17 protein-coding genes are annotated in these 26,947 nt (G+C 64.1%); 14 read left to right on the top strand and 3 right to left on the bottom strand.

Translation table 11 applies throughout. From position 1 onward, the window contains the following. The first annotated feature begins 3 nt into the window (after positions 1-3). From AB1K56_RS07390 to AB1K56_RS07340, 11 genes are all read left to right on the top strand, one after another. Positions 4-468 (top strand): hypothetical protein, encoded by a 465-nt coding sequence (locus tag AB1K56_RS07390; protein WP_371205132.1) that lies wholly within the window; start codon positions 4-6, stop codon positions 466-468. Next, on the top strand, positions 465-1,475 hold the full coding sequence (locus AB1K56_RS07385; RefSeq protein ID WP_371205131.1) for an MAB_1171c family putative transporter: 1,011 nt from the start codon (positions 465-467) through the stop codon (positions 1,473-1,475). Before AB1K56_RS07390 ends, AB1K56_RS07385 begins: the two co-directional genes overlap by 4 nt. Next, a complete protein-coding gene (locus tag AB1K56_RS07380; protein WP_371205130.1) occupies positions 1,472-2,614 on the top strand; it encodes an alpha/beta hydrolase in 1,143 nt (380 codons plus the stop codon). The genes AB1K56_RS07385 and AB1K56_RS07380 overlap by 4 nt, the downstream gene beginning before the upstream one ends. Positions 2,615-2,749: 135 nt before the next feature. Beyond that, complete coding sequence (locus tag AB1K56_RS07375; protein ID WP_371205129.1) at positions 2,750-2,950, top strand: helix-turn-helix domain-containing protein; 201 nt, start codon at positions 2,750-2,752, stop codon at positions 2,948-2,950. Positions 2,951-3,026: 76 nt separating this feature from the next. Next, positions 3,027-6,227, top strand: coding sequence for a helicase-related protein (locus AB1K56_RS07370; RefSeq protein WP_371205128.1), 3,201 nt, complete (start codon positions 3,027-3,029; stop codon positions 6,225-6,227). Continuing rightward, positions 6,220-6,885, top strand: coding sequence for a DUF4391 domain-containing protein (locus AB1K56_RS07365; RefSeq protein WP_371205127.1), 666 nt, complete (start codon positions 6,220-6,222; stop codon positions 6,883-6,885). Before AB1K56_RS07370 ends, AB1K56_RS07365 begins: the two co-directional genes overlap by 8 nt. Positions 6,886-6,903: 18 nt before the next feature. Continuing rightward, positions 6,904-8,823, top strand: coding sequence for a site-specific DNA-methyltransferase (locus tag AB1K56_RS07360; protein WP_371205126.1), 1,920 nt, complete (start codon positions 6,904-6,906; stop codon positions 8,821-8,823). A gap of 27 nt (positions 8,824-8,850) precedes the next feature. Then, on the top strand, positions 8,851-10,779 hold the full coding sequence (locus AB1K56_RS07355) for a site-specific DNA-methyltransferase (protein WP_371205125.1): 1,929 nt from the start codon (positions 8,851-8,853) through the stop codon (positions 10,777-10,779). An 8-nt stretch (positions 10,780-10,787) separates the two neighbouring features. Further along, the gene (locus AB1K56_RS07350) at positions 10,788-12,533 is read left to right on the top strand and encodes an RNA-binding domain-containing protein (RefSeq protein ID WP_371205124.1); all 1,746 of its coding nucleotides are present in this window, start codon (positions 10,788-10,790) and stop codon (positions 12,531-12,533) included. Positions 12,534-12,609: 76 nt separating this feature from the next. Then, entirely contained in the window at positions 12,610-15,687 is a 3,078-nt protein-coding gene (locus AB1K56_RS07345; RefSeq protein ID WP_371205123.1) for a type III restriction-modification system endonuclease, read from the top strand. Positions 15,688-15,696: 9 nt separating this feature from the next. Further along, positions 15,697-16,980 carry a HEPN domain-containing protein gene (locus AB1K56_RS07340; protein WP_371205122.1) on the top strand — a complete coding sequence of 428 codons (1,284 nt, stop codon included), beginning with the start codon at positions 15,697-15,699 and terminating at the stop codon, positions 16,978-16,980. 548 nt (positions 16,981-17,528) lie between these two features. On the opposite strand, the gene AB1K56_RS07335 is transcribed toward AB1K56_RS07340, so the two are convergent. After that, entirely contained in the window at positions 17,529-18,113 is a 585-nt protein-coding gene (locus AB1K56_RS07335) for a DNA cytosine methyltransferase (protein WP_371205121.1), read from the bottom strand. A 259-nt stretch (positions 18,114-18,372) separates the two neighbouring features. On the opposite strand from AB1K56_RS07335, the gene mobF reads away from it, so the two are divergent. Together mobF and AB1K56_RS07325 are read left to right on the top strand one after the other, a co-directional pair. Then, entirely contained in the window at positions 18,373-21,984 is a 3,612-nt protein-coding gene (gene mobF, locus AB1K56_RS07330; protein ID WP_371205120.1) for a MobF family relaxase, read from the top strand. Between the two features lie 145 nt (positions 21,985-22,129). Further along, a complete protein-coding gene (locus AB1K56_RS07325; protein ID WP_371205119.1) occupies positions 22,130-24,718 on the top strand; it encodes an AAA family ATPase in 2,589 nt (862 codons plus the stop codon). A gap of 31 nt (positions 24,719-24,749) precedes the next feature. On the opposite strand, the gene dprA is transcribed toward AB1K56_RS07325, so the two are convergent. Next, complete coding sequence (gene dprA, locus AB1K56_RS07320; RefSeq protein ID WP_371205118.1) at positions 24,750-25,751, bottom strand: DNA-processing protein DprA; 1,002 nt, start codon at positions 25,749-25,751, stop codon at positions 24,750-24,752. 196 nt (positions 25,752-25,947) lie between these two features. Between dprA and AB1K56_RS07315 the strand changes: the two genes are divergently transcribed. Further along, entirely contained in the window at positions 25,948-26,319 is a 372-nt protein-coding gene (locus tag AB1K56_RS07315; protein WP_371205117.1) for a sulfate permease, read from the top strand. 2 nt (positions 26,320-26,321) lie between these two features. Here AB1K56_RS07315 and AB1K56_RS07310 read toward each other — a convergent pair whose 3' ends face one another. Next, positions 26,322-26,669 (bottom strand): hypothetical protein, encoded by a 348-nt coding sequence (locus tag AB1K56_RS07310; protein WP_371205116.1) that lies wholly within the window; start codon positions 26,667-26,669, stop codon positions 26,322-26,324. Positions 26,670-26,947: the final 278 nt, after the last annotated feature.

The raw sequence follows: 26,947 nt of genomic DNA, 5'->3' as shown, positions 1-26,947 counted from the left end.
ACCGTGAATATCGAACAGACCGTATCGGCGGCCGTCGCGGGCCTTCAGCTCGGCAACACCTTCACCTTCGACAACCTCCGCCACACCGTCCAAGACCGACGGCACCGGCGGCTCCGCATCGTCGAACTCGCAGACCTCAACGCTCACGACGGCCTCTGCGCGGCATTGCTCTCCACCGACGCCGACGACTACGTGCTCCACGCCCGCAGCGACTCCGCACTCCACCGCCAGCAGTTCGTGCTCCACGAGCTCGCCCACATGATCCTCGGGCACTGCGACGGCGACGACTGCGCCGCCGAGGAAGCGCTACTGCCCAACATCCCGCCGCACACCCGCGCACGCCTGCTCGCTCGGCAAGACCTCGACAGCGAAACCGAGATCGCCGCCGAGTCCCTCGCCGACCGGCTCGCCGCCGGCATCCGAGCATCGGTGTTCGCCGAATCGGCCTACTCGGAGGTCTTCGGATGATCCAGACGCTCGTCGCAACGCTCATGTGGGCGCTCGTGGCGAGCCTGCTCATCTTCCGCCGCAAACGCACCGACCGCAGCATCACCTACGCCGCCCTCACCATCGCCATCGCCATGACGCTGAACGTCGATGGCATCTACACGGTCGTCGATCCACTGCTCGGCGGCACCAACCTCACCACCCTGCTCGCGGACGCACTCCTGATGACCGGGCTCTTCTTCCTCGGACGCGGCGTCATGAAGTCCGGCGAGTACCGGCCCAGGCTCGTCCGTGCCGCCGTCAGCGCACCCGTCCTGCTCATCGCACTGCTCGCGATCACCGCATCGTTCCTGGCCATCGACCGCGGCACCACCACGACACGATTCATGAGCGACCTCGGCGAGCAGCCCGCAGCAGCGGTCTACTCGATCATCAACTTCAGCTACGGAGCACTCGTCATCGCAACGATGCTCGTCCTCGCCGCACGGCAGTATCGACACAGCACCGGCATCCAACGCCTCCCCGCTGCGCTGCTCAGCCTGGGATCAACGTTCGGCGTCGCCCTCTGCCTCGCCGTGATCGTCATGGACATCGCCCACGCTACCGGCCACCTCGGCCTCATGCACGCCATCCAGGCCGCCTACGATCCGCTGTCCGCACTCACTTTCGTGTTCCTCTGCGCCGGGTTCGCGGTCCAGCCCGCCGTCCGCCGCGCCCAGCACCGCTCCCGGCGTCGGCACACGATCTCGTTCACGGCGCAGTTGGAGCCGCTCTGGCTCCGAGCGACCCACGCGCGACCCGGGCTCAGCCAAGCCGACCCCCTCGCCGCCAACAGCGAAGACCCCGAAGGCCACCTCCACCGAGTGATCGTCGAAATCCGCGACGCGATGATCGACCCCCGCATCACCTTCGACATCAACGCCGACGAGCGCGACCTACTCGAACGCGCCGAGAGCCACCTCGTCGGAAGCGAGACCGCCGTCGCAGCGGGCTTGCCAGTTCCCAACGTCGAGGAGCGGGAGTCGTGATCGGCCGCGTCGCTCTCGGAAGCGGGGTCGCGGCGGCAGCGGCTGCCGGGGTCGGGTGGGCCATCGCGCGGCGACTCACCGCACCCGTCGACCCACGAACGTTCGACCTCGCCATCCGAGGCATCGAGCACGACGGCGACGGCGACGGCGGCCTGATCGTCCTCGACCGAACCGAGCAGACCACTGCCGATGGCATCTACAACCTCTGGTTTGAGCGCGGCGGCTGGGCGCAGCTCTCCACCGAGGTCGTCGATCGCGGCCCTACCCGCGTCGCCCGCAGGATCATGGGCACCACACCCGGCCTCACCCCGAAGGTCGGCGACCGTGCCTCGTGGAGCGGCATCTACTACGCCAGCCCAGCCGACGCCGGACTCCACGCCCGCGACATCACCATCACCACACCGGCAGGGCCATGCCCGGCCTGGCGCATCGACGGCGACCCGTCGACCTGGGTTATCCATATGCACGGGCTCAGCAGCACCCGCGCAGGCACCCTCCGCGGCGTCCTCGCGGCAACCGAACTCGGTTACACCTCCCTCATCGTCAGCTACCGCAACACCGCAGAAGGGCCGCGAGTTGGCACCGGGCGATCAACCCTCGGCCGCACCGAGACCGCGGACGTTGACGAAGCCATCGGATACGCCGTCCGACGCGGAGCCCAACGAATCGTGATCTTCGGCTGGTCGATGGGTGCCGCGATCGCACTCCAGCTCGCCGACCACCCGCGGCACCAGGGACTCATCGCTGCGCTCGTCCTCGACTCACCCGTCCTCAACTGGACCGAGGTCGTCAAGGCCAATTGCGCCCGAAGCGGACTGCCCGCAGCAGTTGGGCACCTCGCGCTCCCATGGCTCACCGCCGAGCCGCTGGCGCGTGCCGTCGGGTTGCCGGGGCACATCCCGCTCCGCTCGTTCGACTGGACATCCCGAGCGACAGACCTTACGACACCGACCCTGATCCTTCACGGTACTCGGGACGACTCCGTACCGATCCGGCTCTCACGAGCACTCCGAAATGCCCGCCCGGACCTTGTTGATCTGGCGACCTTCGACGCCGGCCACACCCTCTGCTGGAACACCGCCCCCGACCGGTGGCAGGACGCAGTGACCACCTGGCTCAAGGCGCGTGTCCCACGCTGATCGGCAGAACGGAGCGACCACCCTCGGCACCCATCTCGTTCGGCCACGCCCGGAGAAACCCAACTCAAGCCGTACCTCCGCCGGTATCATCGTGAGTGTTGGCCTGCCTGGGCCATTGAGCGAGGGAGGACCAACGTGGCTGAGCCGTGGCTGTCCGCAGAGGACATCGCCGCCCACCTCGGGGTCACCAAAGACACCGTCTACACCTGGATCGCCGAGAAGGCCATGCCCGCCCACAAGGTCGGACGCCTCTGGAAGTTCCAAGCCAGCGAGGTCGACGACTGGGTGCGACGAGGTGGCGCCTCGTCCTCGACTCACGACGAGGACGCTGGGTAGTCGCGTGCGGATCATCAATAACGTCTCCGACCTGCTGGGTGACGATCTCAAGGCCGAGATCGCGCCGGGCTCGAAGGTGCGCATCGCCGCGTCGACGTTCTCGATCTTCGCGTTCGAGGCGCTCCGCAAGGAGCTGGAGAAGGTCAGCGAGCTGGAGTTCATCTTCACGTCGCCGTCGTTCGTGACGGAGAAGGTGACGGACAAGCTCCGCAAGGAGCGGCGTGAGTTCTTCATCCCCGGCGGGCAGGCCGAGTCGAGTCTGGCGGGGTCGGACTTCGAGATCAGGTTGCGCAACAAGCTCACCCAGCGGGCGATCGCACGTGAGTGTGCCGATTGGGTTCGCCGCAAGGTCACCTTTCGCTCGAACGCCACGGGGAACCCGATGCAGCAGTTCGCTGTCATCGATGACAAGGCGGCCTACACCCAGCTTCAGGGGTTCACGACCGCCGATCTCGGCTACGAGCGCGGCAACGCCGTGTCGAGCTTCGTGAACCGTCTCGACGAAGCCCCGATGACCGAGCAGTACATGCAGTTGTTCGACCAGATTTGGAACAACCCTGAGCAGGTGAGCGATGTCACCCAGGCCGTTCACGACCACATCGCCAGCGTGTACACCGAGAACTCCCCGGCACGCATCTACTTCCTGATCCTGTACAACCTCTTCGCAGAGTTCCTCGACGACATCAACGAGGACGTGCTGCCGAACGACCGCACCGGCTACCAGGAGACGAAGGTCTGGCAGAGCCTCTACAACTTCCAGCGCGACGCGGCCACGGGCATCATCAACAAGTTGGAGACCTACAACGGCTGCATCCTCGCCGACTCCGTGGGCCTCGGCAAGACGTTCACCGCGCTCGCGGTCATCAAGTACTACGAGCTGCGCAACAAGTCCGTGCTGGTGCTCTGCCCGAAGAAGCTCGCCGAAAACTGGACGAATTACAACGCCAACCTCACGACCAACATCTTCGCCTCCGACCGGTTCAACTACGACGTGCTCGCCCACACTGATCTCTCCCGCACGAAGGGTGAGTCGCTCGGCCTGCGGCTGGATCGGATCAACTGGGGCAACTACGACCTCGTCGTGATCGACGAGTCCCACAACTTCCGTAACGCCGACTACGCCGAGGAGAAGGAGTCCCGCTATCAGCGCCTCATGCGCCAGGTCATCCGCGAGGGTGTGAAGACTAAGGTGCTGATGCTGTCGGCCACCCCGGTGAACAACAGGTTCAACGACCTCAAGAATCAGCTCCAGCTCGCCTACGAGGGTGAATCGGAGAGTCTTGCCCAGCACCTGAGTCTGTCCACGACGGTCGAGAAGGTCTTCTCCGACGCGCAGCGCGTGTTCAACGAGTGGTCCAAGCTCGACCCCGAGCAGCGCACGACCGACCGCATCCTTCAGATGCTCGACTTCGACTTCTTCGAGCTGCTCGACTCCGTGACGATCGCCCGATCCCGCAAGCACATCCAGGCGTTCTACGACACCACCGAGATCGGGGCATTCCCGGAGCGACGCCCGCCGATGTCCATCCGCGAGCCACTCACGGACCTCCCGGACGTGCCGGGCTTCAACGACATCTTCGAGCAGCTCCAGGCACTGACCCTCGCTGTCTACACCCCGCTCACGTACGTGTTCCCGAGCCGGCGCTCCAAGTACGAAGACCTCTACAACGTCACTGCCGGTAGCGCCCGATCCAACCTCGGGCAGGCGGGCCGTGAGCAGGGCTTGAAGAAGCTCATGACCGTCAACCTGCTCAAACGATTGGAAAGCTCGGTCGATGCCTTCCGTCTCACCCTGGCGAAGATCGAGGACTCCGTGACCCACACGCTCGGGCGCATCAGTAACCACGCCGGCAACCTCGCCGACCTCAGCCCCGAACTTGCCGGGCTCGACTTCGATGTCGATGACGAAGACGACGCGAACATCGAGGCGCTGTCCTTCGGCGAGAAGATCAAGATCGACCTCGACGACCTCGATATCGAGTCCTGGCAGCGCGACCTGTGGAACGACCGCGAGACCCTGCGGGAGCTTCTCGACGAGATGCGCAAGGTCACTCCTGAGCACGACCTCAAGCTCCGCAGGCTCAGGCAGCTCATCGAGGACAAGGCCGAGCATCCGATCAATGACGGCAACCGCAAGGTGCTCGTGTTCTCGGCCTTCGCCGACACCGCCGACTACCTCTACCGTGAACTTGCACCCACGCTCGCAGCCGCCGGGTTGGACATGGCAGTGATCACCGGTGGCAGCCACGGTGCGAAGACGACCCTCGGCACGGGCTTCGACTTCCAGCAGGTCATGTCTTTGTTCTCGCCGCGCTCCAAGCAGCGCCATCTCACGATGCCGCGCGAGACCCGCGAGTTGGATGTGCTCATCGGCACCGACGTGATCAGTGAGGGCCAGAACCTCCAAGACTGCGACTTTCTGATCAACTACGACATCCACTGGAACCCGGTGCGTATTATCCAGCGCTTCGGGCGCATCGACCGCATCGGCTCCACCAATGGCCAGATTCAGCTCGTGAACTTCTGGCCTGACATCTCCCTTGACGAGTACATCAACCTCAAGGAACGCGTCGAGAACCGCATGGTCATCGCCGACCTCGCGAGCACTGCCGACGATAACGTCCTCACCCTTGAGGACTCCGACGCCGCCTTCCGCAAGGAACAGCTCCGCAAGCTCCAAGACGAGGTCATCGAGCTCGAAGATGTCCGGACCGGGGTCTCGATCACCGACCTCGGGCTCAACGACTTCCGCATGGACCTGCTCGGCTATATCAAGGAACATGGCGACCTCGACACCGCACCGCGCGGCCTCCACGCCGTGATCCCAGCAGACCCCGCAAAGGGACTACGACCAGGCGTCATCTTCGCCTTGCGGAACCTCACCGCGGACGAGCACATCAATCGAGGCAACCGCCTCCACCCGCACTACCTTGTCTATCTCGATGACCAGGGCGAGGTGATCGCGAACCACACCGAGGCCAAGCACCTCCTCGACCTGCTGCGCGTCGGCTGCCGGCCCCACGAAGAGCCGGTCAGCGATGTCGTCGGCATGTTTAACGCCGCGACCGGCGAGGGCGCTCAGATGGGGAAGTACTCGGCGCTGCTCACCGACGCAATCCACTCGATGATCGATGTCACCGAGGAACGCGACATCGACAGTCTCTTCACCGGCGGCAGCACCACGGCCCTCACCCAGACCATCGCCGGCCTCGACGACTTCGAGTTGACCGCGTTCATTGCGGTCGTAGACCCCAATGGGGGCGGCGCCGATGACTGACATCCTCTACCGCTGGCCCGAGGCAGCGAAGTTCGGCAGACGCGTGCCCAAGGAGAAGTTCTACGAGCACGGCACCGTCAACACCGCTGTGCGAGAGAAGTTCATCAATGAAGTCCAACGCGCCACCTGGGCCTACAAACTCGCCGAGGCCACGATCAACCTGCCCAGCACACCAGCAGTGCCGGAGATACAGGTCTTCACGATCGACGCCAAGACCGACGACGTTAGCGAAGCCGTCCTGGGTGCCATCGACAAGGCCATCCCGTTCCCGATTATCTTCGAGATCGCGCGCCACCGCGCCGATCAGCCCGAGGTTCGGATGGTCGCGGCGCACAAGCAGCTCGGGGCCGGAACGCCGAAGCTCAGCCCTTACTACTCGACTGGTTGGCAGCCAGAGGACACCCTGCGGCAAGCCCTGCCGACGGCGATCACCTTGCCGACGCTCTACCCTGCGCTCCTGCAACCGCTGACTCCGATCACCGCACGCCCGGGCGAGGAAATGTCAGACGTCGCCGACAGACTGGCCACGGTGCGCAAGCTCGAACGCGAGGTCGCGTCCTTGGAGCGCAAGCTCCGAACCGAGCCACAGCTCAACCGCAAGGTCGAGCTCCGCCGCACACTCAAGACGAAGCAACACGAACTGGAACAGCAGAGGTAACCCGTGGAGAGACTACGCATGACATCGCCCGACCTCACGCGGGCCAACATCGACAAGATCGCTGATCTGTTCCCCAACGTCGTCACCGAGAGCTCCGACGCCGACGGCAACCCCGTGCGAGCGGTCGACTTCGACTTGCTGCGTCAGGAACTCAGCGACCACATCGTGGAGGGTCCGCAGGAACGGTACCGGCTCGACTGGCCCGGCAAGCGTGCCGCCGCCTTCACTGCGAACGCTCCGATCGCGAAGACCCTTCGCCCCGTGCGGGAGGAGTCGGTCGACTTCGACACCACGAAGAACCTCTTCATCGAGGGCGACAACCTCGACGCACTCAAGCTGCTCCAGGAGTCCTACCTCGGCAAGGTGAAGCTGATCTACATCGACCCTCCGTACAACACTGGGAACGACTTCGTCTACAACGACGATTTTGCGGAAACGACCGACGAGTATCTGACGCGGTCCGGGCAGAGGGATGGCACAGGGGTTCGACTCACTGCCAACCCGGAGTCGAACGGGCGGTTACACTCAGACTGGCTCAGCATGATGTACCCGCGGCTCAAGCTCGCTCGCAACCTGCTTCGTGACGACGGCGCGATCATGATGAGCATCGATGACCACGAAGTCGCCAACCTTCGTGCGTTGTGTGACGAGGTCTTCGGTAGCGCCAACTTCGAGGCATCATTCGTCTGGCAACGCAAGCAGTCACCCCAGCGCGACGCAACCAATGTCTCGGCCACTCATGATCACATCCTCGTTTACTCGCGCCGTCGGCCCGAAGACCGTAAGGATGCCAGTGGATGGCTCGCGAGACTCCTGCCGATGGGCGAAGAGCAACTGAACCGCTACGACAACCCCGACAACGATCCACGGGGGGTCTGGACATCGAGCGACTGCACGATCAACAAAACAGCCAAAGAACGTCCGAACCTCTACTACCCGGTGCGGAACCCTCACACCGGTGAGGATGTATTCCCGTCCCAGAATCGCACCTGGATCTTCGACCGGAACTCAATGGCGAGGCTGATTGCTGAGGACCGACTCTGGTGGGGCGCCAAGGGAACCAACTTCCCACGCCTAAAGGCCTTTCTGGCAGAGAACCAGCAGGGCGTTAAGCCTCAAACGCTGCTTCTTCGGACAGTTGTGGGCGATAACACCGCCGCCACGCGCGAAGTCAACGCACTTTTCCCGGAGGGAAACGTATTCGATACCCCTAAGCCAACTTCGTTGATCAAACACCTGATCTACGTTGGAAACACTCAGCATGACGACATCGTCTTGGACTTCTTCGCTGGATCGGCCACTACTGCGGAGGCTGTGTTGCAGCTCAACGCTGAGGATGGGCAGGAACGACGATTCATCATGGTGCAACTGCCCGAAGAGTATGGTGACGACTCGCTAGCGAAGTCGCTCGGATTTGCCACCATCGCTGAGACGGCCCGTGAGCGCATTCGGCGGGCAGCGGCCAAAGCCTCTGTGGGTGTTGGTCTGGTCGGCCTGGATGCCGGCTTCCGATCGCTCCGTGTTGACACAACGAACCTGGCAGAGACGGCAACCGCAGCCGACGATCTTGTGCAGACCGCTCTGATCGACGCTGTCAGCAGCGTGAAACCCGACCGCACGGGTGAAGACCTGTTGTTCCAGGTTCTTCTCGACTGGGGCCTGGAACTCACGATGCCGATCAAGAAGGAGACCATCGATGGCTTCGAGGTGTACGACGTTGAGGAGGGTGCGTTGATCCTGTGCACACGTCCGCGTGAGGCGCGCGACCTCTCTCTCTCTCTCTCTCTCTCTCTCTCTCGGGCTGCCGCAGCCATCGCGGAGCGTCAGCCGCTACGTGTCGTGTTCCTCGACGAAGACTTCGCGGACGACGCGGAGCGCATCAACGTCGGGCAGGTGTTCAGTGAACGCTCGCCACACACTGAGGTCAAGACCATATGACCGTCGCTCTCTGGTCGGTGGTGCGTGATGGAGAAGCGCACCCTGCATACCCCCGACCTCACCGCTCGCAACATCGAGCGAATCGCCGACCTGTTCCCGCAGGTCATCACCGAATCGAGGGACGCGGAGGGCAACGTGACGGTCTCTGTTGACTTCGACCTACTCCGGCAAGAGCTCTCGGACCACATCGTCGAGGGGCCACAAGAGCGCTACCGGCTCGATTGGCCCGGCAAGCGCGCCGCCGCCTTCACGGCGAACGCCCCAATCGCCAAGACCCTTCGCCCTGTTCGCGAGGAGTCGGTGAACTTCGACACCACGAAGAACCTCTTCATCGAAGGAGACAACCTCGAAGCACTCAAGCTGCTCCAGGAGTCCTACCTCGGCAAGGTCAAGCTGATCTACATCGACCCGCCCTACAACACGGGAAACGACTTCGTCTACGAGGACGACTTTGCCGAGACCTCCTCCGAGTACCTCGCTCGGTCCAGGCAGGTTGCCCCTTCCGGCGAGCGTTTGACGGCGAACACAGAGTCGAACGGGCGATTCCATTCAGACTGGCTGAGCATGATGTACGCGCGGCTCAAGCTCGCACGGACATTCCTTGCAGACGACGGCGTCCTAGCCATCAGCATCGACGACAACGAGGTCGCGCGGCTTGGACAGATGCTCGATGAGTTGTTCGGCGACGACGGCCGGGTAGCTCAAGTGGTTGTGCAGGCAAACAAGGGAGGTCGTGACTATCTGCCGCTTGCGCAGACCCATGAGTACCTCCTGATCTACAGTCGCACCGGCGGAGCTGGCATCTACGACCTTCCGAGAGACGTTTCGGCCCTCCCACTTGTGGATGAGATCGGACCGTATGAGGCGCGCGAGTTAAGGAATCGCAATCCGAAGTTTCACCGTGGCAACCGACCCAACCTGTTCTACAGCTTCTACGTAAATCCAGACCTAACGGATGAGCACGGATACTCGGCGGTCTCTCTCGAACCGCGCTCGGGATATGCCGTAGAGACGGTGCCGCTAAACAGTCAGGGTGCGGAGAGTTGCTGGCGTTGGGGGCGGGACAAGTCACGAGACGCCATCCAGATCGACGACCCTCGCGCGTCACAACTCGTTGCTCGACGAGTGCGCACCGGAGCATGGAACGTCTACGAGAAGCACCGCCCGACCACGCAGAAGGCGAAGACGATCTGGGACGAGACGGAGGTACGCACGGAGGCTGGAACGCGCGAGGTTCGCGCAATGTTCGGCGCACCAGTCTTCGATCATCCGAAGCCTCTCGATCTACTGAAGAAGCTGATCTCCATCTCGACGACTTCCGAATCGATTGTGATGGACTTCTTCGCCGGTTCCGGGTCTACCGCTCATGCGGTAATGGAACTGAACCACAGCGATGGTGGATGTCGGCAGTTCATCTCTGTGCAGCTTGACGAGGATTGCCAGACTGGCTCAGTTGCGGCCCAGCACGGCTTTCGAACGATTGCGGACATCGGCCGCGAGCGCCTTCGAAAGGCTGCGAATACTCTGGGAAACCTTCGCAAAGGTGAGGATGTTGGCTTCCGGTCGCTGCACGTAGATAGCAGCAACAGGACCGACGTGCTGAGAGCAGCAGATGACACCGAGCAACTCGAACTCAGTGCCTTGGAGCCGAGTGTTGTGGCCGGTCGTACAGGCGATGACCTCCTGTTCCAGGTGCTTATCGATTGGGGCCTTGAGCTGTCGCTTCCGATCGTGCGCGACGAGGTTGATGGTTACGAGGTGTTCGCGGTTGACGGTGATGCGCTGATCGCCTGCTTCGCGGAGTCTGTGACCCCGGAAGTCGTGCGAGTGATCGCCGAGAGTGGCCCGCTGCGGGCGGTCTTCCGCGATGATGCCTTCGAGTCCGACGCTGCACGAATCAACGCAGAGCAGGTGTTCCGTGAGGTGTCGCCCGCGACCGAGGTAAGGACTATCTGAGGAACGACATGACTCTGACGAACGACGAACTCATGACACTCCTCGACCGGCTGCTGGCCGGTTGGGAGAACGAGGTTGTCGAGTTCAAGGAGGCTGCGCGCCAGTTCTCTGCGGACAAGACTGGTGAGTACGTCTCGGCGCTGAGCAATGAGGCGAACCTGCGCGGACTCGCCTCGGGGTGGCTCGTCTTCGGGGTCTCGAACGCTCGGCAGGTTGTCGGCACGACGCATCTCATCGACGTGCAGCAGCGCCAGACGTTGAAGCACCACATCCATCAGTCGATCGACCAAGGGCTGACTGTCCGTGAGGTCTATGAGGTCATGCACTCGGGTAAGCGCGTGGTGCTTCTGGAAGTGCCGGCTGCGCCCCGCGGCATCCCGATCTCGTGGAAGGGTGACTACCGCGCCCGTGCCGGTGAGAGCCTGGTGCCGCTCTCGCTCGACAAGTTGGACGAGATTCGGCGGCAGACCATCGGCGCTGACTGGTCGGCGGTCGTGGTTCCTGACGCCACGCTCGCTCACCTCAATCCGGCGGCGATCGCACGCGCGCGTCAGGGGTTCACCGAGCGATACGCCTCCCGTATCCCCGCTGCTGACATCGACGCATGGGATGACGCGACCTTCTTGGCCAAGGCCCGGTTGACTCGCGACGGCCAGATCACCCGAGCCGCGCTTCTTCTGCTCGGTGCTGACACCTCGACGCATCTGCTGACCCCGCACCCGGCGCAGATGACCTGGAAGCTCGTTGGCGAGCAGCGGGCGAACGAGCACTTCCGGCTGCCGTTCCTGCTGAACACGACGGCACTCGCGAAGCGTATCCGCAACGTGCAGCTCCGGCTCCTGCCACCTGACGAGCTGATCTATCGAGAGATCAGTAAGTACGACGAACGCAGCCTGCTCGAAGCGCTCTACAACTGCATCGCGCACCAGGACTACACGCGACACTCCCGGATCATCGTCACCGAGCATGCCGACCGCATCGTGTTCGAGAGCGTGGGCGAGTTCTTCGATGGCGCACCCGACGACTACGCCCTGGATGAGCGGACCCCACGGCAGTACCGCAACCCGTTCCTCGTCGAGGCGATGACCGAGCTGAACCTCATCGACCAGATGGGCTATGGAATCCACCGCATGGTGCAGGACCAGGTCCGTCGCTTCCTGCCTCTGCCCGACTACGATCTCAGTACCGCTGGCGAGGTGAAGCTCACCATCCCTGGCGCGGTGATCGATGAGTCCTACTCCCAGCTGCTCATGGTCCGAACTGATCTTCCGCTCGAAGACGTGCTCGCGCTGGATCGGGTGCAGAAGCGGCTCGACATCAGCGAGAAGGCTGCCCGCCACCTGCGGAGAGCTGGCTTGATCGAGGGCCGTAAGCCCCACCGCCGGATCACTCCTCGCGTCGCAGCAGCGACCGGGGCGATGGCCGACTACATCCGCACCCGCCCCCAGGCGGACGCGCACTACACCGCCCTGCTGACTGACTTCCTCCGCGCGCAAGGACACGCAGACCGCAGCGACGTGGAGGCCCTGCTCCGGCCAGCGCTCAGCGAGGCACTCACCGAGCAGCAGAAGGCAACCAAGATCACGAACCTTCTGACGAAGCTGCGACGCCACGGCGTCATCGTCAACCGGGGCACCCGCACGAAGCCACGATGGGAGCTTTCTTACGCAGGCGACGAAGGCGCGCAGTCCGAGCCCTCACGCAAGAAGGCTGACGACGTCGGCGGTACCGCTAGAGGGCCGGGATCAGCGTGAACACAGGCATCCCCGCCGCCCGCAACCTTCTAGCAGCGACGACGAACAGCGCCGATTGCAGAAAGAAAGACACTCGATGAAGCTCCAGTTCAAGGTCCAGCAGTACCAGACCGATGCCGTCGATGCTGTCGTCGAGACCTTCGCCGGGCAGCCGAAGCATGACGGCATCTCCTACCGGATCGACCCCGGCAAGGTCCGCCCCGTGACCGCCCCGGCACTGTTCGAGGCCGAGGAGCGCTCGGACGCCGGTCTGCGCAACGCTGAGATCGTCCTGTCGGGAGCGCAACTGCTGGAGAACGTGCACGCAGTGCAGCGGTCACGGAACCTCCCGCTGTCGGCCAAGCTCGCCTCCAGTGCCGCCGCTCCCGGCGCACCGAACCTTGACGTGGAGATGGAGACGGGCACGGGCAAGACCTACGTCTACATCAAGACGATCATGGAGCTGCACAAGCGGTACGGCTGGTCGAAGTACATCATTGTGGTGCCGTCGGTCGCGATCCGCGAAGGAGTGAAGAAGTCGTTCGACGTGACTGCCGAGCACTTCCAGCAGCTCTACGGCACCAAGCCGCGCTCGTTCATCTACAACTCATCCCAGTTGCACGAGTTGGAGAGGTTCAGCTCGGATGCTGGGGTGCAGGTGATGATCATCAACATCCAGGCGTTCAATGCCACCGGCAAGGATCAGCGCCGCATCTACGACGAGCTCGATGACTTCCAGTCGCGTCGTCCGATCGACGTGATTAAGGCCAACCGCCCGATCGTGATCATCGATGAGCCGCAGAAGATCGGCGCCGACAAGTCGCTCAAGGCGCTGGCGGAGTTCAACGCGTTGATGCTGCTGCGGTACTCGGCCACGCACAAGGTCGATCACACCAAGGTGCACCGACTCGACGCGCTGGATGCCTACAACCAGAAGCTCGTGAAGAAGATCGCCGTGCGTGGTCTCACCGTGAAGGGACTCGCCGGCTCGACTGCCTACCTGTATCTGGATGCGATCGAGATCGCGAAGGGTGCCAAGCCTCGGGCGCGGGTCGAGATCGAGGTACAGACGGCCTCGGGCATCAAACGGCAGGTCAAGCGCCTCGACATGGGAGCGAACCTTCACGATGTCTCCAATGGGATCGAGGCGTACAAGGGCTTGTTCATCACCGAGGTGGACGCCAACCGCGACGTGATCGAGCTGAGCAACGGCGATGTGGTCGTGGCCGGGCAGCTCGCCGACCGGGATGTCACCGAGGAGACCAAGCGGCGCATCCAGATTCGCGAGGTCGTCCGGGCGCATCTGGACAAGGAGCGCGAGCTGTTCAGCCAGGGCATCAAGGTGCTCTCGCTGTTCTTCATCGATGAGGTCGCCAAGTACCGCGACTACAGCCGCGAGGACACCCTCGGCGACTATGCGCGCATATTCGAGGAAGAGTACGCCGCGATCCGTGACGAGGTGCTCGGCGAACTCGCCATCGACGCGGCCACCGAGGAGTACCAGAGCTACCTGCGCCGCGACGATGTGCGCCGGGTGCACGAGGGCTACTTCTCCATCGATAAGAAGACCAAGCACCAGATCGACGGCAAGGTCTCCGGCCGGGGCGACGACAAGGGACAGTCCACTGACACCGATGCCTACGATCTGATCCTCAAAGACAAGGAACGCCTGCTGTCGTTCGCCGAACCCGTCAGGTTCATCTTCTCCCACTCCGCGCTGCGCGAGGGCTGGGACAACCCCAACGTGTTCGTCATGGGCATGCTCAAGAAGAGTGACAACACCGTCTCGCGCCGCCAAGAGATCGGACGTGGGCTGCGGCTGGCCGTCGACCAGCACGGCGAGAGGATGGACAACCCCGTCACCGTGCACGACATCAACGAGCTGACCGTCGTCACCGACGAGTCCTACACCGACTTCGTGACCGGCCTCCAACGAGAAATCTCCGAATCGCTCGCCGCGCGGCCGCGCAAGGCCAGCGTCAAGTTCTTCGTCGGCAAGACCATCCAGACGCTCTCGGGCGAATCGGTCATCGAAGAGGCCGTCGCGCAGGCGCTCTACAAGTACCTCGTCAAGAACGACTACGTGAACGACGACGACACCATCTCCGACACCTACAAGCAGGCCAAGGAAGACGGAACCCTCGCCGCGCCAACGTCCGAGGTGCTCCTGCCGGTGATCGACTTCGTGTGGCCGCTGATCGATGTGCTCTACCTCGACCTGCCGGTGCCCACCGACGACCGCAAGCCGAAGAAGATACCGCTGAACGAAGCCAACTTCGCCCGCAAGGAGTTCCAGGCACTGTGGGGCAGGATCAACCACCGCGCCGTCTACCAGGTCGAGTTCGACTCGGGCGAACTGATCCGCAAGGCGATCGACCACCTCGACAAGCACCTCAATGTCGCCGCACTGCAATACGTCGTGCAAGCCGGCCAGCAGCGCGAGCAATTGGAGGCGGACGACCTGACCAGCGGCTACGGCTTCGCGGTGCAGACCACCCAGACGCACACCGAGACCGTGAGCGCCGGCTCGCAGGTGAAGTACGACCTGCTGGGCGAGATCACCGAGAAGACCCAGCTCACCCGTCGCACGGTCGCCGCGATCCTCCGCGGCGTCACGCCAGGAACGTTCGCCAAGTTCCGCCTCAACCCTGAACAGTTCATCACCGAGGCGGCCCGGCTCATCAACGAGCAGAAGGCCACGGTCATCGTCGAGCACCTCGCCTACGACGCGCTCGAAGACCGCTTCGACTCTGCGATCTTCACCGAGAACCAGACCGCCCAAGACTTCTCGAAGGCCGGGTCGAAGCTCAAGAAGCATGTCTACGACTACGTGGTCACTGACTCCAAGATCGAGCGTGAGTTCGTCACCGAACTCGATACCAGCAACGAGGTCGCCGTGTACGCGAAGCTCCCGCGAGGGTTCTTCATCCCCACACCAGTCGGCGACTACAACCCGGACTGGGCCATCGCCTTCACCGAGGGCAGCGTCAAGCACGTCTACTTCGTCGCCGAGACCAAGGGCTCGCTATCCACACTCCAACTCAAGGGCGTCGAGGACGCCAAGATCGAGTGCGCCCGCAAGTTCTTCGCCTCCCTCAGCGAGAAGAACGGCAACGACGTCACCTACGACGTGGTGACCGACTACACCGAGCTGATGCAGCTCGTCACAGCGTAGGAGGATTCCGTGCCCTTGTACGCTTCCACCTTCCAGTGGCCCGACCCAGTCACAAGCTTCGTTTCTCTGTCCACTGGGGCCCGTGACGGCGACGCGGAACTCGTGGAGAAGGGCGATCGCTGGATTCTGAAAGCGCCCGGACACTTCTCGGGAGCCACCGGTCAGTCTGAACAGCGCATCCTCAGTACGACTCTCAACGGCGAACCGGCACAGATACGGGGTTCGGTGTTCGCGATCGACGGCGACCTCGGTCTTCGCGTGGATGAACTGAGGGTTGGATCAGTGGAGCCGGATGCAGAGTACGTTTCTGCCACGGCCAACTTTGAGCACCTCGCCTCCGCGTGCACGTATCGACCAGAAGACGGCGCTGCGCGCGACGCCAATCAAGCTCTCACCTTCCCAGCTCTCGACGATGCACCCGGAATGCGAGCGGAGCTACCTTGTCGCGCCACGGCCATCACCCTTTCCGCAGATGCGCCCGTGCCCTTGGAAGCGTTCGAGGCACAGCTCACCACATTCCAGGACCTACTCACGTTTGCAGCCGACCAGCCGTGCGGTCGAACGAGCTTGATACTGACCGACCGCTCAGGCAATGATGTTCGAGTTTTCGGCAGGGAGAAGTACCAGCCGTTCAACGGGAAGACGCGGAAGCCGGTTGAATTCTCACTCCGCTTCGTCAGCGATCAGACTCAGCGAGTGATCGACGGGTGGTGGAAAGCTCGTGACGAGCTGCTCCCGGTCACGCAGATCATCGCGGGCCTGCGCTACCAGCCTGGATATGTCGAAGCGGACGCTATCCTGAGCGCGGCCGCGATCGAGGCCTTGGCTACTGCCGCGCTGGGCGCTTCTCGGCCCCCGTTGAGCGTTGAGGAGGCTGAGCCGATCATTACTGCTCTGGACTCGCTGAGTGGCATGAATAGCGCTCAGAGTGAAGCGATCGCGAGATTGAAGGGGGACCTGCATAGGACCATATTCCGCTCGAAAGTTGAGAGTCTGATCCAGGGCGTAGCGCCCGAGAAGTGGCGGTTCTCCCGAGTCGAGGTAGATGAGTGGATCAAGCTATTCATCAAGGCGAGGAACGGAATCGCGCACGCAGCTTCGGGACTTCCCGGCGGAGCGAACATCTGGAAAGAGAGTGAACTCCTTCGCAGGATTCGGGACGCGAACTGGATCGTCATCACCCTGGTATTGCTCACCCAACTTGGCGTACCGGATGCGGCGATCGATCGGGCGGCAGAACGCCTCGGAACGCGCTACGGCGTTCGCCACAGCGGTACACCACTATTCACGTAGCGGGAGTGCTGAGTCTCGCATCAGAGAACCACGCCCACCCCTACTGGACCAATATCGACAGCGCCGAGGTGGCTTGGAGCGGCAGAACGCCATTGCCGAGCGCGGTGATCCGCTGGTTCTGCGTCAGGTTGTCGGTACCGTGACCCACCCCGCGGGCAGGCCCATGAGCCATTCGACGAATGCTGGTGCTGGGCGGGGGCCGTCGGCGTCGTTAAGGAGCGCTGGCGCTGGCGCGGGGCGTCCGGTGATGTGTTCCCAGCGGGCGATTGCGTCGGCGTAGCGTCCCCAGCGCTGAACAGTCCGTCGATCAGGGACCACAGCGTTTCCGGTTCGCCTCTCCTGCTCGGCGAGCCAGCCGGTCCGTGGAGTGCGAAGTCGATGATCTGGTGCGACAGCGCGATCGTCCCGCGCCTCGCTCGCACTTGGTCGAGAGTCTCCCGGCCGCGAGATGAGTCCGTCGCCAGCGGGGTGCAGAACAGCGCGCCGGGCGAGGGCGAAGACGCGGAAGCGTTGGTGAGGAGCGCCGACAAGAGAAGCCGGTAGGCCGATCAACCGCACAATCCAGCCGCAGGTCGGCCAGATCGCCGAGAACGGCGCCGAGAGCCCGTAGAGGTCGAGCTGCGTTGTCTCCCAGATGCCACGGGTCGGATTCCACGCCGCGAAGGGTTGCGCCGTCGGGGGGTTGCGTCGCCGGAGTTGCGTCGTTCATGAGCGCCTCCTTCTGCGGGTGGCCGCGTGGCGGGTGAGGACAGCAGCCCGCGGACGTTCTCGATGACGACCCATTCGGGCTGGAGCGCGTCGATGCCTGCGGCCATGTGCGCCCAGAGACCCGAGCGCGTTCCGGGTGCGAGGCCGGCGCGCTTTCCGACGGTGGACGCGTCTTGGCATGGGAACCCTCCGATGAGGATGTCAATGGGCGCGACCTGACTCCAGTCGATGGTGGTGATGTCGCCGAGGTTCGGCGCATCGGGCCAGTGCCGCGAGAAGACGCGAGCGACGGTCTCGTTGAGTTCGGAGAACCACACGGTCTTGGCGTTGAAGACGTGCTCGACGCCGAGGTCGAGGCCGCCGTAGCCGCTGAACAGCGACCCGATCCTGAGTTCTGAGCCGCCGCTGGCGTTGAGGTCGTGCATGAAGTCCGCTCCGGTGACGGTCGTCCCCGGCATCCGTGCCTCATCGAGAACTGATGCCGAGCTGGTCACCTGTCAGGTGCACGACTCCGACACGCGCCCGCTGCTCAACTGAGCCCCCGCTTGCCGCCGTCCGATGCCTCCATCTCCGACCTCAGCTCCGACCGCCCTCCGAGGTCACACGCGTCTTGCAGATCGAGGTCAAGCCGGGCATTGCCGCAGGGTGCGCGTGCTCACCTGTCGCGCAGGAGCGGAGGTGAGCATGACGGTTTCGATGCGTGTGATGTCGGCTGGTGACGGTTACAAGTACCTGCTCAAGACGGTCGCGGCCGCCGACGGCAACAGGCGGCTCTCGACGCCGCTCACTCGCTACTACCTGGAGGAAGGCACACCACCCGGGCGATGGCTCGGCTCAGGCGTAGCTGCCCTCGGGAAGGGCGAGATTCAGGTGGGCGACCGGGTATCAGACCACCAACTCCAGCTCCTGATGGGGACTGGCCATGATCCGATCACCAACGAGCCGCTCGGTCGAGCGTTCCCGAGCTACAAGGGCCAGGACGAGCGGATCGAGGCGCGGATCGCCGACCTGGAACCGACGATGACGCCCGGCGCCAAGGGAGAGGCCGTGGCACAGATCGTTGCCGAGGAGACTGCCCGAACCACACGGCGTGCGGTGGCGGGCTTCGACTTCACCTTCTCGATACCGAAGTCCGCGTCAGTGTTGTGGGCGGTCGCCGATGCCGGGGTCCAGGCTCTGATCGCCGAGGCGCATCATCGGGCGGTTGCGGAGGTGGTTGCGTTCATGGAGCGTGAGGTTGCAGCGACTCGCACGGGGGCAACCGCCGGGGACGGTGCGGTTGCGCAGGTCGATGTCACCGGCCTGATCGCGACTGCGTTCGATCACTTCGACTCCCGCGCCGGCGACCCCCACCTCCACACGCACGTGGTCATCATCAACAAGGCCAAGACCGTCCTTGACGGTAGGTGGCGCTCGCTTGACGGCAGACCGATGCACGCCGCCGTGGTGGCGCTCTCCGAACTACACGAAGCCGTGTTCGCCGACCACATGACACGCACCTTCGGCGTCTCCTGGGAGGCGCGCGAGATGGGCCGGGACCGGAACCCAGCGTGGGCGGTCACTGAGGTTCCGGAAGCGCTGGTCGCGGAGTTCTCCACTCGCGCCCGCCACATCGACGCGGAGAAGAACCGGCTCATCGCCGAGTACGTCGCTCAGCACGGACGCCAGCCGTCGAACGCGACGATCCTCAAGCTGCGAGCCCAAGCCACACTCGCGACACGCCCCGAGAAGCAGGTCCGATCCTTGGCGGCCCTCACCTCCGAGTGGCGGGAGCGCGCCACGAAGTCGCTGGGGCGGGATGCGACGACGTGGGCTCAGGAGGTCACCGACAACGGAAAGCCGTTGTTACTGCGTGCCGACGACGTGCCCCTCGACGTGATCGGCGAGCTGGGGCAGTCAGTCGTCGAGGTCGTCGGTGAGAAGCGCTCGACCTGGCGACGGTGGAATCTCATGGCCGAGGCCTCCCGGCAGACGATGGGCTGGCGGTTCGCCACCATGCAGGACCGGGAAGCCGTCGTCGCGATGGTCGCCGACGCCGCCGAGCTCGTCTCGCTCCGATTGACGCCACCTGAACTCGCCGCCTCTCCGGTCGTGTTCCGCCGGTCCGACGGCACCTCGGTGTTCCGTCCGAAGAGCTCGACCGTGTTCACCTCCGAATCCCAGCTCGCGGCCGAGGACAGACTCCTCGAACGAGCCGCCAACCTCAGCGGGCCGACGGTGCCACTCACGATGGTTGAGAAGATCACGCGCAGCCCCGATGCGGACGGTCGGATGCTAGGCGACGACCAATCCGACGCACTGACCCGCATCGCAGTGTCAGGCCGGATACTCGACGTACTCGTCGGTCCCGCCGGGGCGGGCAAGACCACCGCCATGAACGCGCTCCGACGAGCGTGGGAAGCCGAGCACGGCTCCGGTTCAGTCGTCGGTCTCGCGCCGTCAGCGGTCGCTGCCCAGGTTCTCGCCGATGATCTCGGGATCGGTACTGAGAACACTGCGAAGTGGTGGCAGAACCACCTCATCCACGGCACGACGTTCGAGGCGGGCCAGCTCGTCATCATCGACGAAGCCTCCCTCGCCGGCACCCTGTCGCTGGACCGCCTCACCCACCTCGCCCAAGACGCGGGCGCGAAGGTGCTGCTGGTCGGCGACTACGCCCAACTGCAATCCGTGGACGCCGGCGGCGCGTTCGCGATGGTCGCCCGAGAGCGGGCAGACACCCCCGAGCTCGCCGATGTTCACCGCTTCACCCACGCCTGGGAGAAGACCGCCTCCCTCGAACTACGCCACGGACGCACCCAAGCCATCGACACCTACCTCAGCCACGAGCGCATCACCGACGGCGAGGCCGAGGCCATGACTGATACGGCCTACAACGCCTGGCGCGCCGACCGCGACGCGGGACTGGTGTCCGTGCTTATCGCCGAAACCCACAAAGACGTGACCACGCTGAACGGTCGCGCCCGTGCCGACCTGATCCTCAACCAGACGCTGACGCCCGAACGTGAGGTCGAGCTGCGCGACGGCACCGCCGCAGGCGTCGGCGACACCATCATCACGCGCCTCAACAACCGGAACCTCCGTACCCAGGCCGGGCGGGACTGGGTGCGCAACGGCGACATCTGGACCATCACCGCTGTCGGCGTCGACGGGACCATCACCATCGCACGCGACTACGGGACCGGCACCACCGTCCGCGACGACGGGACCATCACGGCTCGCGGGCGTGGGCGCAGGTTCGGCGGCACCATCGTCCTCCCGGCCTCGTACGTGGCCGAGCATGTCGATCTCGGCTACGCAGTCACCGCCTACCGCGCCCAAGGCATCACCACCGACACCGCGCATGTGTTGGTGGAACCGACCTCGACGAGGGAGACCTTCTACGTCGCGATGACCCGGGGACGGCACTCGAACTACGCCTACGTGACCCTCGACCGCGCCGACGACCACGCGCAGCCGCACCCTGGCGATGACCCGCATGCCACCGCGCGAAGCGTCCTCTACGGCGTTCTGCAGCACAGCGGGGCCGAACTCTCGGCGCACGAGACCATCGTGGCCGAGCAGGAGCAGTGGGGCTCGATCGCGCAGCTCGCTGCTGAGTACGAGACCATCGCCGCCGCAGCTCAACACGACCGCTGGGCCATCCTCATCCGCGGCTCCGGGCTCACCGACGAACAGGCAGAGAGCGCCATCGAATCCGAGGCGTTCGGCTCGCTCACGGCTGAACTCCGCCGGGCTGAAGCGAACCATCACGATGTCGATGCGTTGCTGCCGCGCCTCGTCGCTGCGCGTGGATTCGGCGACGCGGACGACATCGCCGCCGTCCTCCACTACCGAGCCGAGCGCGCGACGGCGCGACCCGCAGGGTCGGGCAGGACTCGCAAGCCACCGCGGCTCATCGCCGGCCTCATCCCACAGGCGCACGGGGCCATCGGCGCCGAAATGCGAGCAGCCCTCGACGAGCGAGAAGCACTGATCGAGGCACGCGCCGACGCCGTTCTCGAAGCCGCGCTCACGGAGAGCACGCCGTGGACGAACGCTCTTGGAGCAGCGCCCACCGACCGGCGACGAGCCGCGACCTGGCGCAAGGCTGCCCGCGTGGTCGCTGCCTACCGAGACCGCTACCGCGTCACCGACGACGCACCCCTCGGCGCCCCACCCGAGTCTGCGGCCCAGAGGATCGACGCTGCGCGGGCGCGTACAGCCCTGGACAGAACGATGAACCTCGCTCGCGTCGAACAAGATCAAGAACACTCCCGACACTCTCGGACCCAGCGAACCGGGCCGTCGTTGTGAGCCAGAACGAGCTTCGGAGCGCCGCGGCCGCTGTGTCGTCCGGCCCGACCCCCGACTCCTCAGGCATGATGGACAGCACCATGACAGTTCGAGCTGGATCGGCGACACGTATCTCCTGACACCGTTCGCCAGGACGGAGGCAGACGTGGCCGCTGAACAGGTCTCGGTCAACTTGGGAGACGCGACGCCCCGACGCTTGCTCGTGGGTTGGGCGAACGGGCAGGACGCATGGGTGCGTCAGATCACTGCCGAAACGATCCTCTCTCGCCAGGCGCCGAGCGATGCCCTGCTGGACGCCGCCTACACCACCTTCCTTGCGGAGAAGGGGCTTGGCGATGGTGAGGCCCCGGAAGTTCCGAAGCTTGAACTCGTCGCCACGGATGCGGCGGAAGAGGAGACTCTTGAACTCGTCAGTCTGGCGAGCATCGAAGGCGTCAATGCGCTCGCCGCTGACCAAGAACTTGGCTTCGACCCGGAACTGACCGTGCTCTTTGGGCAGAACGGATCGGGGAAGACCGGGTATGCACGAATACTGAAGCGCATCTCGGCTGTTCGGACCGCTGAAGACATCCTGCCGAACGCGCACACCGCCTATCTCGACAGCCCGCCGTCGCCCAGCGCCACCATCCAGTACCGACTGTCTGGCATGGACTCCTCGGTGATGTGGAAGGACGAATCCGGCCTTGCGCCATTCACCCGCATCAGCGTCTTCGACGCGAGCGCAGTCTCGTTGCACGTTGACAGCGATCTGGGTTACGTCTACACACCGGCCGAACTCGCACTGTTTGGTCACGTCGCTGCCGGGCTGCAAGGCATTCAGCAGCGGATCGCAACCGAGGTCAAGGCCTTGGCGCCGGGGAGCAACCCGCTGTTGTCGAGGTTCACGCGAGGTACGAAGGTGTATCCCGTGATCGAGACCCTGGGTGCCACCACAGACCTCGCGGAGCTTGACGCACTGGCAACGCTGCCTGACGGTGTCGAGGCCGACCGCGAGCGGCTCGAAGGTGAGATCGCGGCGCTCCGTTCCAACTCGCTCGACGCGATTCTCTCCAGCACACAGGAGACGGTACGTCACCTCAATCGGCTGCACGGCGTGCTTACAACGGCGATGAACTTCGATGCGGTCGTCTACGAGAAAGCCCGGGTGAAACTCCAGGAAGCGGAAGGTCGAAGGACAGAAGCGCGAGAGCAACTCTTCAGTCAGGATGAGCTGCCAGGCCCCGCAGATGGGGAATGGCAGGAGTTCATCGTTGCGGGAGACTCGTACCGCCAACACCTTGACCGCGAGCACTATCCAACTGCCGGAGACAAGTGTCTCTACTGCATGCAGGAGCTCAGCCCGACGGCCTTGAACCTGCTGACTCGCTATCGCACGTTCCTCGATGAAACGCTTGTCCGTCAGGTCGCGGACGCGAACACCGAGGTGCGCAACTCCAGCCTCAGGTTCGACGAAGCCGAGCTCACCCGCGCGAACGAGTTCGCCACAGAACAGCGGGATGGTGAAGACCCACCGGTATGGGCGAGCCAAGCATGTGACGTGCTCGCGGCGGCCCGAGCCGCAGCTCAGGACACCGCGAATGGGAAGCCCGTGACCGCAGGCACCCTCCGAGAGAGCGCAGAAGCAGTGGCCTCCAAAGTCGGAGCCGAACTGGCGACTGCACGGGCGGCCGTTCAGCAGATGTCGGAGGACAAAGTAAATGCGGCGAGCGCGCTCACCGGAAAGCAGAAGGAGCTTTCAGAACTCACGGCACGCATTGAATTGAACCGCAACATCGCCGCAGCCCGCGAGTATGTCCGACGTGCGCGAAGAGCGCAACAACTTGACAAGCTCTCACGGGTCATTTCAAGCGGCGCGTCGAAGCAACTCACGGTCCAGTCCAAGCTTGCCAGTGAAGACCTCGTGAACAAGAACTTCGAGACGCTGTTCGCCGAGGAGTGCGCTCGTCTTCGAGCGCCTCAGGTCGCACTTCGATTTCTGGGGCGTAGCGGACAGGCGCAACGCAAGAAGGCGGTCGCCTCCTACAAGCCCTCTGCGGTGCTCTCGGAAGGTGAGCAGAAGGTGTTGGCGCTGGCCGACTTTCTTGCCGAGAGTCGGATGCGAGGGACCAAAGCACCTCTGATCTTCGATGACCCGGTCACAAGTCTCGACTACCGCAGACTTGATGAGGTTGCTGCACGCATCCAGAATCTCGCCGAGACACATCAGGTTGTTGTCTTGACCCACAACATCATGTTCGCGTCAGCGCTGATGGCCGCCAGGCAGAACAAGAAGCTCAGGACGAAAATCTACGAGGTGCGCGACGGTGGAGAGGCCAAGGGAATCCTGGCTCCGGACGTCGAGCCGAGGCTCGATACGCCGGCCGATCTAGCCAAGCGGATCAACGTCAAACTTCAAGAGATGACCAGCGCGGAGCCCGTGGTCCAGGATGCACTCATCAAAGAGACCTACGACCTCATTCGCGCCTGGTGCGAAGCATTCGTTGAGCAGGAACTCCTGCAGAACGTCACACAGCGATATCGCAAGAACATCATGATGACCCGCCTGTCGAAGATCGACAGTTCTCGGCTCGATGCTGCCATCGCAGTCATTGAACCTCTCTTCGATCGTGCTTGCGAACGGATGACCGGACACTCTCACGCCGCCGAGTACATGAGCACCAAGCCGACTGTGAGCGAAGTGCAGGAGGACTGGGAGAAGGCGAAAGCAGCGCGCTCGGCATACATCGCCACTTGAGCGGCAGATCGTAGAAGCGGCTCGCAGGCAGCTACAGGGCGCGGGTGCTCATCGACTTCGTGGCTGTTGACGGCCGCCCTGAACCGCGGGAAGCCGCAGATGCCCGGATCGCGCTTGCGCCGTCACGTCCGCGTGGAGAGAGCAGGTCCGCGGCATCCGTCACCAGTGACGCGCTATCTCGCAGGAGTTGGTGCGGCCCGGCGCTCGCTGCGCTGGTCACCGGACCGGGAACAGCTCCGACGGTGCGGCCGAGTTCGTGCGCACGCCGGGCGACGGTCATCGATCCAGAGCGAACGCCAGCCTCGACAACGACGGTCGCTGCGGAGAGCGCGGCCATCAGCCGCGTCCGAGCAATGAAGCGATGGCGCGTCGGCACCGCGCCCGGCGGAACCTCACTGACCAGGAGGCCGAGGTCAGCCACCCGCTCAAGCAGTTCACGGTGCCCCATCGGGTAGGGGCGATCAACGCCGTTCGCCACGACCGCGATCGTGTCGCCGCCTGACGCGAGGGCCGCTCGATGAGCAGCACCTTCGATGCCGTACGCACCGCCGGCCACGATGATCCGCTCAGCGCTGGTGAGGTCGGAGGCAAGCTGTCCGGCCACATGCTCGCCGTAGGAGGTCGAGGCCCTCGCGCCGGTGATCGTGACGAGATCGTTGAGCGGTCGCGCGAGAAACGATGTCGTGCCACGAGTCCAGAGGACGTACGGCCGCCGGTCGCCAAGATCGTCGAGCGCGGAAGGCCATTCTTTGTCGCCGGGAATCAGCGCGGCGATACCGGCGCGCTCGGCTCCGACGAGGTTCTGTTCAAGTGTCCGAGTGTCTGAGCGCCGGAACTGGGCACGCCACACTTGAGCGTCAACGGTACTGAGCCCCGGCACCGAGTCTTCACCCTCGGCGAGCCGAAACAGCTCAAGCGCGCCGAGCTCGCCCAGGAGGCGACCGGTCACGGCATCGTCCGGTTCGACGAGTATCGACAGCGCCATCCGCGCCGTGCGTTCGTCCTGGACTACCTGGCTCAGGGTCGTCGTCACGTCGGGTCCTCTCACTCGTATAGAGAGGTGCGCGCGGCGACGCCGGGAGCCCGAGGGTTCCATGAACGCGGACCCCGGCGTACAGTGGATGGCGAGGCAGGTTCTCCTCATATTGCGGGTCCTCCGGGACGGCCTTCGGGCACTCATACACGTTCTGCCTCCTCGACGGAGTAACACGTGTGACGAGAGGTCCGTCATGTTCCGCCTTATCTGGACGCTCAGCGTTCGCACCCGCGACTACCTGCACCGCTACATGCCGAGCAACCGACTGCTCGCTGTCATCCGCACCCGGCGCGGACTCAAGTGGGGGATACCAGCGATGCTGGTCGCGCTTCCGTACATCCTGATCGCCAGCATCTGCTCTGGCTCGGCAGCCGACGGCGGCCCAGGCTGGCTCCACCTCATCGTGCTGTGGGCATGCTGGAACGCGCTCAAGTTCATCATCATGGGACCCGTGAGCGTCGCTCTGCTCATCCGTGCGCGCCTGCGCGAGGCCGCGGTCCGTCGTCACCAGCGCCACGACTCGCGCGGCGAGGCGAGCCTGCGTGAGCCAGCCCTCCGTGTCTAGGCTCAACCGCTCACGGCAGTGGATGCCGTGATGCGAGAACCACAGCGCCCGCCAGGCCGAATCACGACGCCGTGCGAAGCGAGCGCTCGCCGGACAGCCTGAGGCCCCGCCCCAACCTTCACGCCGACCTCTACCAGCGTCAACCCGCTGAGGTAGAGGTCGGCTGCTTCGTGGATGCGGGAGGGATCGAACCGTCCACGGCGGATCGTCACCTCCCGCCGGGTGAGGTGGGTGGCGACTGTGCGGCGGTTCACGCCGAACACGGATGCCAGTTCCACGAGCGTTGCGCCCTCGCGGTACTGCGCCACCAGATCGTCGACCTGCTCCGGGCGAAGGAGGGTTTGAGTCATCCCAAGTGATCGCACCACTCGCCCCCTGGAATCGGTAACGGTAGGCTCAGAGGAGCGCTGGTCGTGGTTGTAGAAGCCCCGTGACCTGCGCAAAGACAAGGTCTTGAGGTGTGGGCAGGGGTTCTCAAACTCTCTACGGAGGCCCACCCAGAGAGAAAGCCCCCGCTTCGGCGGGGGCTTTCTCGTTGCATCCGTGGGCAGCAGCGAGCGGCGGCATTCGTCCTCCCCCCTTCCGCCGTTGCGGCCGGCCGTCCTCCACCGTTCAGGACGGACATGTC

This window comes from Microbacterium sp. BWR-S6Y, from assembly GCF_041379845.1.
Lineage (GTDB): Bacteria > Actinomycetota > Actinomycetes > Actinomycetales > Microbacteriaceae > Microbacterium > Microbacterium hydrothermale.
This window is presented reverse-complemented; position numbering and strand designations above follow the sequence as displayed.

What these genes read in the sequence shown, in the direction of transcription:
- AB1K56_RS07335 (WP_371205121.1), bottom strand. Translation starts at nt 18,113, where the DNA reads ATGCACGACCTCAACGCCAGCGGCGGCTCAGAACTCAGGATCGGGTCG.
- AB1K56_RS07315 (WP_371205117.1), top strand. Translation starts at nt 25,948, where the DNA reads ATGTTCCGCCTTATCTGGACGCTCAGCGTTCGCACCCGCGACTACCTG.
- AB1K56_RS07355 (WP_371205125.1), top strand. Translation starts at nt 8,851, where the DNA reads ATGGAGAAGCGCACCCTGCATACCCCCGACCTCACCGCTCGCAACATC.
- AB1K56_RS07310 (WP_371205116.1), bottom strand. Translation starts at nt 26,669, where the DNA reads ATGACTCAAACCCTCCTTCGCCCGGAGCAGGTCGACGATCTGGTGGCG.
- AB1K56_RS07365 (WP_371205127.1), top strand. Translation starts at nt 6,220, where the DNA reads ATGACTGACATCCTCTACCGCTGGCCCGAGGCAGCGAAGTTCGGCAGA.
- AB1K56_RS07360 (WP_371205126.1), top strand. Translation starts at nt 6,904, where the DNA reads ATGACATCGCCCGACCTCACGCGGGCCAACATCGACAAGATCGCTGAT.
- AB1K56_RS07385 (WP_371205131.1), top strand. Translation starts at nt 465, where the DNA reads ATGATCCAGACGCTCGTCGCAACGCTCATGTGGGCGCTCGTGGCGAGC.
- AB1K56_RS07345 (WP_371205123.1), top strand. Translation starts at nt 12,610, where the DNA reads ATGAAGCTCCAGTTCAAGGTCCAGCAGTACCAGACCGATGCCGTCGAT.
- AB1K56_RS07350 (WP_371205124.1), top strand. Translation starts at nt 10,788, where the DNA reads ATGACTCTGACGAACGACGAACTCATGACACTCCTCGACCGGCTGCTG.
- mobF (WP_371205120.1), top strand. Translation starts at nt 18,373, where the DNA reads ATGACGGTTTCGATGCGTGTGATGTCGGCTGGTGACGGTTACAAGTAC.